General features: G+C 51.9%; 12 protein-coding genes. 6 read left to right on the forward strand and 6 right to left on the reverse strand.

Annotated features, from left to right (window positions below):
• Positions 1-80: 80 nt before the first annotated feature.
• From EBA_RS09270 to EBA_RS09285, 4 genes are read right to left on the reverse strand one after another with little or no spacing between them, the layout of a single operon-like run.
• The gene (locus tag EBA_RS09270) at positions 81-701 is read right to left on the reverse strand and encodes a glutathione S-transferase family protein (protein ID WP_192374463.1); all 621 of its coding nucleotides are present in this window, start codon (positions 699-701) and stop codon (positions 81-83) included.
• A gap of 28 nt (positions 702-729) precedes the next feature.
• Entirely contained in the window at positions 730-1,191 is a 462-nt protein-coding gene (locus EBA_RS09275) for an amine oxidase (RefSeq protein ID WP_192374464.1), read from the reverse strand.
• Between the two features lie 16 nt (positions 1,192-1,207).
• On the reverse strand, positions 1,208-2,293 hold the full coding sequence (locus tag EBA_RS09280; RefSeq protein ID WP_192374465.1) for a flavin monoamine oxidase family protein: 1,086 nt from the start codon (positions 2,291-2,293) through the stop codon (positions 1,208-1,210).
• Positions 2,290-3,225, reverse strand: a complete 936-nt coding sequence (locus EBA_RS09285; protein ID WP_192374466.1) for a hypothetical protein — start codon at positions 3,223-3,225, stop codon at positions 2,290-2,292. Before EBA_RS09285 ends, EBA_RS09280 begins: the two co-directional genes overlap by 4 nt.
• A gap of 276 nt (positions 3,226-3,501) precedes the next feature.
• On the opposite strand from EBA_RS09285, the gene EBA_RS09290 reads away from it, so the two are divergent.
• The 5 genes from EBA_RS09290 (at position 3,502) to EBA_RS09310 (ending at position 7,808) form a co-directional block, all read left to right on the forward strand.
• On the forward strand, positions 3,502-3,900 hold the full coding sequence (locus tag EBA_RS09290) for a hypothetical protein (protein WP_192374467.1): 399 nt from the start codon (positions 3,502-3,504) through the stop codon (positions 3,898-3,900).
• Between the two features lie 108 nt (positions 3,901-4,008).
• Entirely contained in the window at positions 4,009-4,269 is a 261-nt protein-coding gene (locus EBA_RS09295; RefSeq protein WP_192374468.1) for a hypothetical protein, read from the forward strand.
• A gap of 439 nt (positions 4,270-4,708) precedes the next feature.
• On the forward strand, positions 4,709-5,095 hold the full coding sequence (locus EBA_RS09300) for a hypothetical protein (protein ID WP_225616057.1): 387 nt from the start codon (positions 4,709-4,711) through the stop codon (positions 5,093-5,095).
• A gap of 236 nt (positions 5,096-5,331) precedes the next feature.
• On the forward strand, positions 5,332-5,976 hold the full coding sequence (locus EBA_RS09305; RefSeq protein ID WP_192374469.1) for a DUF2760 domain-containing protein: 645 nt from the start codon (positions 5,332-5,334) through the stop codon (positions 5,974-5,976).
• Complete coding sequence (locus EBA_RS09310; RefSeq protein ID WP_192374470.1) at positions 5,973-7,808, forward strand: Hsp70 family protein; 1,836 nt, start codon at positions 5,973-5,975, stop codon at positions 7,806-7,808. The genes EBA_RS09305 and EBA_RS09310 overlap by 4 nt, the downstream gene beginning before the upstream one ends.
• Positions 7,809-7,927: 119 nt before the next feature.
• Here the strand turns inward: EBA_RS09310 and EBA_RS09315 are convergent, their stop codons facing one another.
• Positions 7,928-8,878 carry an OmpA family protein gene (locus tag EBA_RS09315; protein WP_192374471.1) on the reverse strand — a complete coding sequence of 317 codons (951 nt, stop codon included), beginning with the start codon at positions 8,876-8,878 and terminating at the stop codon, positions 7,928-7,930.
• A gap of 324 nt (positions 8,879-9,202) precedes the next feature.
• Between EBA_RS09315 and EBA_RS09320 the strand changes: the two genes are divergently transcribed.
• On the forward strand, positions 9,203-10,432 hold the full coding sequence (locus tag EBA_RS09320) for an IS256 family transposase (RefSeq protein WP_192374356.1): 1,230 nt from the start codon (positions 9,203-9,205) through the stop codon (positions 10,430-10,432).
• 303 nt (positions 10,433-10,735) lie between these two features.
• Here EBA_RS09320 and EBA_RS09325 read toward each other — a convergent pair whose 3' ends face one another.
• Positions 10,736-11,218: a hypothetical protein gene (locus EBA_RS09325; RefSeq protein WP_192374472.1), complete on the reverse strand. Its 483-nt coding sequence runs from the start codon at positions 11,216-11,218 to the stop codon at positions 10,736-10,738.
• Positions 11,219-11,917: the final 699 nt, after the last annotated feature.

The raw sequence follows: 11,917 nt of genomic DNA on the forward strand, positions 1-11,917 counted from the left end.
TAAATAGAAGGCCTGACAAAACAAGAAAATTCAGCAGCCCTAGCAAAGCCGCGAAATTTCGAAGAGTGGGACGCTAAAAATTACTCTACTCGATAACCTTCCTCCATCAACACCCGTTTAACAACCGGACGAGACAGCATCAAACGATAGTGTTTCAAGCAGTTTTCCGGCAAGGTAACGCCGGTTTTATCCGCCCAAAACTCCACGTAAAACAAAGCGGCATCGGCGATGCTGAAATTCCCCAGTGCATAACCTTCGGTGGGCAATTGCGCGTTTAAGATCGCAAATGCTTTAGTGACAATGTCCAGTCCTTGGGCTTTTACTGCGTCGTGATCGGCTGGGCTTGGGGTGAATTTCTCGGTGGTAAAAATTCTGGCAAAACCTTGGCCGTGAAGTGTGCCGACCGCGTAGTCCATGAGTTCCATTACTTTCGCATCGCCATCCGCATCGCCGGGTAATAGCTTGGCTTTGGGGTAAGTGCGGGCCAGCCAATAGGCTATGGCTTGGAACTCGGTCAAGGCAGTACCGTCATTGCGGACCAGGGTTGGAATGCTGGCTTTGGGGTTCAACGCCAAATAGTCAGGCTGGTGTTGATCGCCGGCCATTAAATTGATCAGATGAGCTTCGAAAATCAGATCCAGTTCTTCCAGCAAAATATGGATGCCGGTGGTGCAGGAGCCGGGTGTCATGTAAAGTTTCATAAATTATCCTGTCGGAAAAACATTAGCCTTAACGGCGTTCCAGAAAGTAAGCATTAATATCCAGCGCAAAGTTCCGCCAAAGTAAGGCGATATCGCTGCGCACTGCGCTGAGGTAGACCTGGTCGGGTTTATGTTCGTCCGGGAAATTGGATAAAGCGCAGGATGTGCGATGTTTATCGACCACTATCAACAAAAATTCGTCGATGAAGCCATCGAATACTGCCAATACCGATTTGGTTAAGTCGGCCAAGCCCTGATTGATTGTGCCGGCGGCATGATCAAAGGGCAGGGTATTTAACTGGTTTAGGGCTTGTTCATAGGTAGTTTCCAAAACGATCAATACATTGCGTTGAAAACAACCGTCCCAGAGTTGCTGTGATAGATCATGGGCTAATAATTGATCATACTGCTGCTTCATACGGGTTTTCTGCTCGGTTATAAATCGGTTAAATTCACCGATGCTGGTCGCGTTAAGCGCTGGGTTGTTCATATCTAAAATCCTAAAGTTAAAGTGTCAATGCCCTGAAAACCCGATCAGCAGCTTCCAAAGCGCCTTCTAAATAGCCGCCGGCTCTGCTCGCTGTTTCGGTGCCGGAGAAATACAATTTGTCTTGCCAATGGTCCAATTGCAGCGCACGGTGACCGTAAACGGGATGCTCGAATAGTGGCAAACGATCTTCTGCAGTCGCAGTAAAAGGTTCCTGGCTCCAATCCTGAATCACCACACTGAGCGGATTTGCGGCAGCAGGACCGAATAAGCCGGCCATTTGGCGAATGATCAGCGCCGGCAAGCTGTCGCTATACTGTTCGCGGATTTCGGCGGGCAAACCAAAAAAGCCGAATAGGGCCGCTACGTCCTCGGTGCAGGCGTCGTAGACTTCGGCCAATACTGCGCTCGGATAGGGCGAACGGACGTTGCCGGAATAGCCTTGTTGACGCCAGAATGCCTCCTCATAAACCAACACCGCCTTGGCATGCCCAGCCATCCAGGTGGCGGTCTCTTGCATCAATGACAGCAAGCCAGGCGCTAGCGCCGGTTCGAAGCTAATGCTTTGGGCCAGCAAGCGCGGTGGGGCGGCCAGCACGACTTGACGGGCTTGGTGAGTAATAACGGCGTTATCGGTGGCAAATGTTAAGTCGATGTGACTGCCTTGATCGCTGAGCGCCAGCAAACGGTGCCCCAGGTGTAAAGCGCGCTCCGGTATCTGTTGCAAGAGGCCGTTGATCAATTGTTGACAGCCGCCGGCAATGCGTCTGGCCTCCGCGTGAGTTTGGGTATCGATATAGCTTGCAGGCGCGGCGTCCGCTTGCACTTGGTAGAGGCTATGGCCGCGGTCCCACTGTGGCAATAGCGTCAATCCCAAGCGTTGTGCTAATGTCGTAATGCGCGGTTGATCAGCGGGCCACAGCCATGTGGGGCCCAGGTCTGCGGCAAAAACTTGGGCCGGTATGGACGCGGCAAGAATCCTGCCGCCGCAGCGCTCTCGCCCTTCAAATACGCCGATATTGGATTGGTGTGGAAGCAGCTTCTCCGCCAAGGACAAGCCGGATAGGCCGGCGCCAATAATCGCCACGTCCAACATTTGCGTCATACGGTCAGCGTCGGTTGGCACAGCAGTGAATTGCTATGCCATAAGGGCAACGCCGGTGCTTCGGTCGACACGCTCGGCATGATCAGCTTCTTGCGGAAAATATCCCAAACGCCGTCATAGCGTTGTTGTACCCGGATACTCCAACCCCAGACGATAGGTAAATGCACCGGTACCCAAATATAGTGATCCGGCCGGTCCGGTCCGGCGTTTTGCATGAAATACACCGTGTATTTTTCCAAAACACTAACCGAAGCAACCGAATTGCCGGCAATTTCGGATGGAATGGCTTGCGTCACGGCTTGACTGAATACCAATCTTTGCTGCTGGCTTTGCTGTTGAAACGCGCCAAGCGGTGTGACCGGCAGATTGTTTGCAGTGTCGGATAGATACAAAACCGGGTCGTTGCCCACCGTCTCGGTATCAATTAATGTCATTGTTTCGCCGTCGGTAAAGTGTACTGTCCGGGTTGACTCCACCAGCTGCACTACGCCCAGTTGACTGGCATATGCGGCAGTCATCCATTCCAGTTCGAAACAAGGCGTCATCCTTAGCGTTGGTGTATTGTCCACCACGCTTACTTCCGGTGCGGCCGTGCTGGTGTCAAGCAAGGTCAAATGGTTGTGACCGGCTAGCTGCGGGTTTGCGGAGGTATTGTGGAAGCAATTTTTCAACTTGTTGCTCAGCAAGTCGCTGTTCCAAACAAATGCCTGAACCGGCGATTCTTGGATATTCACTGCGGTCGTCTCGGCCTGTTCGACGCTGAGCCGGTAATGGCCAAGCAGACCGTTTTGTAGATCATGCTCCAAATCACCGAGTGAGTTATCAGCCAATTTTTCTGTGTCTATGTGGTAACGATGGCCGGCTTGTATGACGGGTTTGCTCAGTTTAGGCGGCGCCGGGGTCGCTCGGGGCAGTGGGAAAATGTATTCCATGGTTTGGCTGTTACTTTGAATGCCATCAGGCATTCAAGAATGAGGCCAAGTCCCTAAATAGCCGCATTCACAGCTAATGTGTGTGAAAGTCATTGATAGATAGGGAGGGTTGCGCTAATTCAAATTGCCAAACGATGTCGTGGATGCGACAAAATCAGCGCGCTTGTCACAATTAGCGCTAACCTCCGCCGCTTTGCCTACCTTAATCGTATTGGCTTGCCATACGAGGAGAAGGGTTTTACAGTGCTAGCACTTTCATATTTTTTGGGGAAAATCATGCGAAATTTACTCATAACGACGCTATTGCTAGTGCCAATGGCCGCTGCCGCTGAAAACGAGGCATTTAAAAATATGGACAAAGCGCAAATGGAGCAGGTGATGCAGCAAATGCAAACCATGCAAAACTGCGTAAAGAACATCGATAAAGCGGATATGCAGGCCTTTCAAGCGCAAGCCAAACAGATGAGCGCCGAAGTTAAGAGTTTATGCGCGGCGGGAAAACGCGATGCGGCGATGGCCAGAGCGATGGACTTTGGTAAAGACGTATCGGCCAATAAAGCCATGCAGCAAATGAAGCAATGCGGGGAAGGCATCACTGAAGTCATGCCCTTGCTGCCCGACGTTGCTAAGGACCAAAGCCAACAAGGTTCGCCGCGGCATGTTTGCGATCACTAAATTTTAGCGCACCATTTTGGTTAGTTTTTTCTCAGTAAAATTTTACGGTTATATGCTTCAAACCCGCACCAGCCCTGATATAATCGAATTTTTGACCTGGGGGTTTGTATGGCTGTTGATCTGGTAGAGTTAAAAGCAGTATTGGCTCGGATGGAAGCTGCTTTGAATAGCATCACTGAAATGGATTCTGAAGTACTTGAATTTATCGATGCAAATTATACGGATTTATTGAACGATCAAAAAATGGTGCAGGTGTTCAAAAATGTCGGCGATGCCGAGGATGAACTGCAAAGGCAGTTGAACTTCTTGCGTGTCCGCTTGACTGCCGGTATCCCGGAGTTTAAAGAAGTGTGCGACGTAGCGGCTTAAGCTGGTTTCAATCGCCAATCATTGTTTGAAGTAAACAGCGGGAAGCAACGCGATTTTGCTGGCTCTATCTGCATAATCGCGTTGCTTCCCCCTTATGTTCTTAGCTATTTCCCTCCCGCTCACCCATCCCGTTCATCATTCCGGTTTTGCCGGCGCTGCAGTGCCTCAAATCCAAACAGGATAAGGGATTATTCTACTTTGTCGCCGCTTTTCACTTGTTGCCTGGTATCTTACTGGGTCTGGGCTGAAACCTAAGACTCTCAAAGGCCGACTCGATCAATATCGCGCTGAAATGCGATGACGACAAGTCGAGACGCTTTTCGATTAAGCTCAGTACAGCTTTAATTTGCCTTAGGCATTAAACAGCCGACCTTTCCCATTTGATCCCGCATCGCGTAAAATCGCCAGCCAATATTAGGCCCCCTTTGGAGAGCAAATCATGAAATACCGTTTAATTGTCGCGCTGATGATGGTCGCAGGTTTCGCCTGGGCGGAAGAGGCCAAGGAAGAGTGGAATGCAACTACCTTAAAAGACGAGACCATTCAGAAAATTCAGCAAGCCCAGTACACTTATAAGAAATGCGTGGTGGATACCATGCAAAAACCGGAGTTTGCCAAGCTGGAAAGCCGTAATGCTACCGATGCGATCATTAGATTGTGCGAGCCGACGCTCGCCGAAATACGCAAAGTGTATACCGATGCCGAAGTGCCGGCCGTCGTAGCGGATCGGCATTTAAAGAAAATGCGGATACAGGTGACACGTAATTTGCTGCAAGAATTGATGTATGCGGAAGCCGCCAAGAAGTCCGGTATGCCTGGCAACTGATCGTCTTAGGCGATTTATGGCAATACATGTACTCAAACCAAGCAATTTGCCGTTCGCTTCGGCTCCGCTCAGCGGACGACATATTGAATGGGTACAAACGTTCTCAAAAATCGCCTTAATACTGTCTCCAATGGAATTGTCATACCAGTTTAATGCCGGCAGGGTTTACCCTTTGACAAGCTTGAACAGCAGACGATAAAGCCATTGTTTCAATTACTAATCATCACTCGTTTTTCATGAATACCTACACCATTGATTTATCCTTGCGTCCAACTACCTTCGATTTATGGCATGTGTGTTTGGCCGGCACCGCCGCGCTGTTGGCTTTGATCTTAATTATGGTCTTAGTCTCGGTCCTGCTGGGCATGCGCCGTTGCAAATCCGCCGTGCCGGCTGTCGCCCCTGTCGCGCCGCCACCTGAAATCAAAATCGTCGAGAAGATCGTCGAAGTGGAAAAAATTGTCCAAGCCCCGGCGCCGGAACCGGTGGTTTTGAAAGAAGCGACGCCTGACGCGGCCTTGCAATTATTGAGTTTGCTGCAAAAAGAAGCCCGTTTTATCGACTTTATCAAAGAAGATGTTAGCGCTTTTTCCGATGCCGAGATCGGTGCGGCGGCGCGGGTGGTGCATCAAGGCTGCAGCAAGGCGGTCAGCGAACATTTCACCTTGGCCGCCGTTAGTAACGATCCGGAAGGCAACCGTGTCACGCTCAACAAAGGCTTCGATGCCGCGTCATTTCGTTTGACCGGCAATATCGTCGGCGAAGCGCCGTTCACCGGCACCTTGGTGCATAAAGGCTGGCAAGTCACCGATCTGCGTTTGCCGAAATTAACCCAAGGCCATAATGCCAAAATCGTCGCGCCGGCCGAGGTGGAATTATGACGGCGCGTTATTCGGTCGGTATCGATTTGGGGACTACACATTGTGTATTGTCTTATGTCGATCTGGAAGCCGGCGACGATAACGTGCTGCTGGAGGTATTGGCCATTCCACAACTAACCGGGCCGGGCACCATAGAGGATAAGGCGCAACTGCCGTCTTTTACCTATTTGGCGCATCCGGCCGAGATTGCCGAAGGCGCCACCGCCTTGCCGTGGACAGCGCATCCTGAGTATCTGGTTGGCGAAATCGCCCGCAATCTGGGCAGCAAAACCCCTATTCGCTTGGTATCCAGCGCCAAAAGCTGGTTGTGCCATGCCGGCGTCGATTGCAAACAGGCGATTTTACCGGCCGAGGCGCCGGAAGATGTGGCGCGGATTTCGCCGTTTGCGGCCACTAAAGCCTATCTGCAACATTTGCGCGACGCCTGGAATCATCATTTCCCGGAACACCATTTACAAGATCAAGACGTCACCATCACGGTGCCGGCTTCGTTCGACCCTGCGGCTCGGGAATTGACGGTGGAAGCCGCGCGCTCGGTGGGCTTGGGCCAGGCGGTATTACTGGAAGAGCCCCAAGCGGCTTTATACAGCTGGATCGAAAACAGCGAAGGCGACTGGCGCAATCATGTGCAAATCGGCGATGTAATTTTGGTGGCTGACATTGGCGGCGGTACTACCGACTTGTCGTTGATTGCGGTGACCGAGCTGGACGGCAATCTGCAGCTGACGCGAGTCGCGGTTGGTGATCATATTCTGTTAGGTGGCGACAATATGGACTTGGCCTTGGCCTATACCGTCAAAGCTAAACTAGAACAAGAAACCGGTAAGCGCTTGGAGTCCTGGCAATTGCAGGCTTTAACCCATGCCTGCCGGGAAGCCAAAGAGAAACTGTTCAATCAACCCGAGCTGGCTAGCATGCCCTTGGTGGTAGCCAGCCGAGGATCGTCCTTGATCGGTGGCACTTTGCGCACCGAACTGACCCGCGACGAGTTGAACCGCATCTTGGTGGAAGGCTTTTTGCCGTGGATACCGGTCAGCGAAAGACCCGTGGTGCGGCCGCGTAGCGGTTTGCGTACCGCCGGTTTGCCTTACGCCCAGGACGCCGGCATCACCCGTCATTTGGCGGCCTTTTTGGCACGGCAGAAAGAAGCGACCGGTGAATTGCCGGATCATGTCTTACCTGAACACGCCAGTTTCTTGCACCCGACTGCGGTGTTGTTCAATGGCGGGGTGTTAAAAGCCGGTTTAATGGCCGAGCGTTTGCTGCAGATATTGAATAATTGGTTAGAAGCCGAACAGGCCGCGCCGGCCAGACTATTGCAAGGCGCCGATCTGGATTTGGCGGTGGCTCGCGGAGCTGCCTACTATGGCTTTGTGCGACAAGGCAAGGGCGTACGGATCAAAGGCGGCACGGCGGCGGCCTATTATGTCGGTATCGAGAGCTCCATGCCGGCCGTTCCCGGCTTACCTGCTGAAATCGAAGCACTATGCATCGCGCCGTTTGGCATGGAAGAGGGTAGCGAACAAGAGTTGCCCAACGACGAATTCGGTTTGATCATCGGCGAGCCGGTACGCTTCCGCTTTTTCGGTTCGAAAACCCGCCGCGACGATGCCGTGGGAGTACGTTTGGAATATTGGCAAGACGACGAACTGGAAGAACTGGACGAGATTGAGATTACCCTGCCGGAAGAAGGCCGCCATGCCGGCGACATCGTGCCGGTACATTTGTCGGCGGCGGTGACCGAAGTAGGGACCTTGGAATTAAAAGCCATTTCCAAACGCGACCAACAGCGCTGGAAAATCGAGTTTGATGTCAGGGCTGGCGAAGCTTGATTTAAGTAAACCGGCCTATTTCCCGCGATACTCCGTTTGGGCTGAGCGTGTCTCTAAAATAAAACCCGCTTCTTTCCAGGAAAGCAGCGGGTTTTTTATGATCAGCTCAATCTGAAACCTTATTGCTGTTGATAGTAAGGCTGCTGTTGGTACTGCTGCTGATATTGTTGGTTCTGTTGCGGATACCCCTGCTGTGGGTACTGCTGATATTGTGGGTTCTGCTGCGGATAGCCTTGCTGCGGATTCCCCTGGTATTGCTGATTCTGCTGAGGGTAGCTTTGCTGTTGCGGGTAGCCCTGCTGATACGGTTGGTTTTGCTGCGGATAAGTTTGTTGTGGATAGCCGCCTTGTTGTTGATACGGTTGGGTTTGTTGTTGCGGGTATCCTTGCTGGGGTGGTTGCGCGGCCCCGGCATTTTGATTGGCGTTAATCGCCAGTTCTACCCGGCGGTTGAGCGCGCGGTTGGCGTCGCTGGTGTTAGGTACTTTAGGTGAGCTTTCACCCATGCCTTGCTGCGAAATTCGCATACGGTTCACGCCGCGTTGTCCCAAAAAGTTAGCAACGCTGGTGGCCCGTGCTTCGGATAAACGTTGATTGTCCGCATCCGAACCCACATCGTCAGTGTGGCCGGTGACGGAAATAGTTGACTCGGGATAACTGCTCAACACTCTAGCCACCGGATCCAGAGCGTTTTGCGCTTCGGGGGTTAAATCGGCTTTGCCAAAGGCGAACGTGACGTTGCTGGTGCTGGGCATGTTGAGCGTCAATTGGTTTTGGGCGGTACGCTGTACTTCAATGCCGGTGCCTTGCAGCGATTGCTGCATCTCTTCTTGCTGTTTATCCATGTAATAACCGACACCCGCGCCCACCGCGGCGCCCGCCAATGCCCCCAGTCCGGCGTTTTTCCAGTCGTTGCCGCCGAATAAGGTGCCGGCACCCGCGCCGACCGCCGCGCCGACACCGGCACCCTTGCCCAGGTTACTCATGCCTGACTGGCCGGTATATGGATTGGTCGTGCAAGCCGTGCTTAATGCAGCGATGATGGTTGTTATAAGTATTTTTTTTGTCATAGTCTTTTCCAACGTAATTGCTTAAAAACCCTTAAATTGTCCGCTGAGTTAGCAAACCCCAAAAGTGCGGGTGAATTAAAACCAAGTTCGCTTAATCGTGGCTTAAAGCGGAGTGGATAGTGTGCCAGCTTAAAACGCCTTCCTCCTTAGTACCCGAGTATGCCAGGAATGCTGAGCGCATTGGGACGGTGCAAGTAAAAACCCACTTAATGGCGGATCAAATCAGCAGTGTTCGAGTTATTTTCTCCATCAGTCGAGGGTGTAAGAATTTTTGTGTAAACGGCCATGAGGTAGGAAACTACCGATCCTGATGAGGATGAAAAAATGACCGTATCACCCAAAGCCATTCCTGATGAATTACTCGATGCCTTAATGTCGAACTATCAAACACCCGAAGACCTGATCGGTGCCAATGGACTGTTAAAGCAGTTGACCAAAGCCATTGTCGAACGCGCCCTGGAAGCGGAAATGACCGCGCATTTGGGCCACGGCAAGCATGAGGCGGTGACCAACGCCAATAGCAATGCCCGTAACGGCAAGAGCCGGAAAACGCTCAAAGGCGACTTCGGCGACTTACCCATCGAGATTCCCCGTGACCGTCATGGCGAATTCGAACCCCAGATTATCGCCAAGCATCAACGGCGCTGGACGGGCTTCGACGACAAGATCATCTCGTTGTACGCCCGCGGCCTGACGGTACGGGAAATCCAGGCCCATCTATTGGAGATCTATCACACGGAGGTGTCGCCCACCTTGATTTCCTCGGTGACCGACGCGGTCCTTGAGGAGGTGAGCGCCTGGCAAACCCGTCCGCTGGATCCGATTTACCCCATCGTCTACCTCGACTGCCTACACACCAAAGTGCGGGACAGTGGCAGTGTGCGGATCAAGGCGGTCTATCTGGCTATTGGTGTCAATCTGGACGGCCACAAAGAGGTGCTGGGGCTGTGGATTGCCCAAAGCGAAGGCGCCAAATTTTGGCTGCAAGTGGTCACCGAGCTCAAGAACCGTGGCGTCAACGACGTTTTTATCGCCTGTGTCGACGGTCTAAAGGGGTTTCCGGAAGCGATCGAAACCGTGTTTCCCAAAGCCACTGTGCAGTTGTGCATCGTGCACTTGGTCCGTAACAGCCTTAACTACGTCAGCTACAAAAGGCGCCAGTCGGTCGCCGACGACCTCAAGCGTATCTATCAAGCCGCTACCGTCAGGGAAGCCGAACAAAAACTGGCCGAATTCGAGGCCAACTGGCACGAAGCCTATCCCACCATTGCCCCGATCTGGCGACGAAACTGGGACCGTATCATCCCGTTTTTCGACTATCCGCCCGAGATTCGCAAGGTGATCTACACCACTAATACCATCGAATCGGTGAACCGAAGCCTGAGAAAAATCATAAAAAATCGCGCGATCTTCCCCAGCGATGACGCATTATCCAAGTTGCTCTATCTGGCATTGAAGAATATCAGCCAAAAGTGGACCATGCCCGTCTATGACTGGAAAGCCGCATTAAACCGGTTTAGTATTCAGTTCGAAGACCGAATCCCTAACCGATAACTTAAACCCGTTTACACAAAATTCGGGATACCCCCCATCAGTCAGGGTTGGAACTGCAACGCTCGAGAAAGTTTCTTGAACGACCGAGCTCAGAACTCAATTGGCCGAGAAATTTTCTCAATTGATCAGGTTCTGAACCAGAACGTCCGAGCTATTTTCTCGATCATTCTCCCTTAGAACTGCATCAATCAAGCTCTTAGCTAAAACGTTGGTGTTATTTTGTCCATTGACGGAGAAAATAGCTTGGCCGGCGGAGAAAATTTGTCCAACGGCCAAGAAAATAAGTCAATTAACGGAAATGGCTTAGTGAGCGGTTGTGGATGTGGCTTGGCCGGTTGTGCTGGTTGATTTTCTGGCGAAGCGCCGACTCAAGCCGTCCAGGTGTTGTTCTAAAGCGCCGTTTTTGCCGGCCAGTTTCGCCGCTTGATAAACCAGTAAGGTCTGGCTATAAGCATCGCTGCCCGCCGCTAAAAAGGTATCTTCCAACCGGCCTTGCAGTTGGGCCAAGGCCAAAACCAGCGGCTCTAACTGCCGGACCAAAGTCACGTCGCGCTGATATTCGTCCAGATCGAAATTGCGCGGCAAGATACCGGGATTTTGCACGGCCAACACCAAACCTTGGTCCACAAACGCCCGGCTCTTGTCGCCCAGCTTGGGCAACGCCCGGCGCTCTTCGGCGTTTAAATCGATCAAAAACGGTAATAGGCTTTGAATTTGCCCAATCAAACCCAACACGGCATTTTGCTGGTCGGCGGACAATTCGCCCTTGACTAAGTCGTTGTTCATAATCGCTCCTGGTCAAAAAAATTAATACCTGGTTTCATATCGATGCTGTGATTGCACCGATTGCAAGCCAGTAAAATAAGGGAAGGGGAATGGCGGTGGCCGTTCTACAGAGCTGAACTGCCCATTTCAACAACCGGCAGGCGGTGGCTTATAAGTAAACGCCTAGAGTTATTCGCCTTTGGGTTTCTGCTTGAGTCTAGATCAAAACTCTCATGGATTCAATGTAGAATTATCGCTTACTGGCGGATTGCTAATTCAATGGACAATATCAAAAGAAGTACGTGATTGCTGTATTTCCGCATACCGGCAATAGAGCGGATTACATGGGTTACTGGCTGGTCGGAGTGCGCGGGTTCGGCTATGAGCAGCCCATTGGACAGTCGTATACCAAGCCAATGAAGGGCTGGTTTGCTCGGAGTTTCTGACATGCAAACGTAGGGTGGGCAATTTGCCCACCATTTCAATCAGCGTGGGCACAAACAGCGGTGCCCACCCTTGTATGATGAATTTTAACAACCGATAGCGCAGAAAAACCGATTAAGCTGTCATCGTTCATTGGGAGGCCGTCCCACCCTGAGGACTGGTAGTTTACCAGAGCCTGTCCGTGTAGATTGGCCCCCGCCCTATTCACCCATACCGTGGAGTATCCGAGGCTAAGAGCCTGCATACACAAGGAAGGTAGGTGCATGTGCAGGGTCG

The sequence above is a fragment of the Methylomonas albis genome (assembly GCF_014850955.1).
Taxonomy (GTDB): Bacteria; Pseudomonadota; Gammaproteobacteria; order Methylococcales; family Methylomonadaceae; genus Methylomonas; species Methylomonas albis.

What these genes read in the sequence shown, in the direction of transcription:
- EBA_RS09270 (WP_192374463.1), bottom strand. Translation starts at nt 701, where the DNA reads ATGAAACTTTACATGACACCCGGCTCCTGCACCACCGGCATCCATATT.
- EBA_RS09275 (WP_192374464.1), bottom strand. Translation starts at nt 1,191, where the DNA reads ATGAACAACCCAGCGCTTAACGCGACCAGCATCGGTGAATTTAACCGA.
- EBA_RS09280 (WP_192374465.1), bottom strand. Translation starts at nt 2,293, where the DNA reads ATGACGCAAATGTTGGACGTGGCGATTATTGGCGCCGGCCTATCCGGC.
- EBA_RS09285 (WP_192374466.1), bottom strand. Translation starts at nt 3,225, where the DNA reads ATGGAATACATTTTCCCACTGCCCCGAGCGACCCCGGCGCCGCCTAAA.
- EBA_RS09290 (WP_192374467.1), top strand. Translation starts at nt 3,502, where the DNA reads ATGCGAAATTTACTCATAACGACGCTATTGCTAGTGCCAATGGCCGCT.
- EBA_RS09295 (WP_192374468.1), top strand. Translation starts at nt 4,009, where the DNA reads ATGGCTGTTGATCTGGTAGAGTTAAAAGCAGTATTGGCTCGGATGGAA.
- EBA_RS09300 (WP_225616057.1), top strand. Translation starts at nt 4,709, where the DNA reads ATGAAATACCGTTTAATTGTCGCGCTGATGATGGTCGCAGGTTTCGCC.
- EBA_RS09305 (WP_192374469.1), top strand. Translation starts at nt 5,332, where the DNA reads ATGAATACCTACACCATTGATTTATCCTTGCGTCCAACTACCTTCGAT.
- EBA_RS09310 (WP_192374470.1), top strand. Translation starts at nt 5,973, where the DNA reads ATGACGGCGCGTTATTCGGTCGGTATCGATTTGGGGACTACACATTGT.
- EBA_RS09315 (WP_192374471.1), bottom strand. Translation starts at nt 8,878, where the DNA reads ATGACAAAAAAAATACTTATAACAACCATCATCGCTGCATTAAGCACG.
- EBA_RS09320 (WP_192374356.1), top strand. Translation starts at nt 9,203, where the DNA reads ATGACCGTATCACCCAAAGCCATTCCTGATGAATTACTCGATGCCTTA.
- EBA_RS09325 (WP_192374472.1), bottom strand. Translation starts at nt 11,218, where the DNA reads ATGAACAACGACTTAGTCAAGGGCGAATTGTCCGCCGACCAGCAAAAT.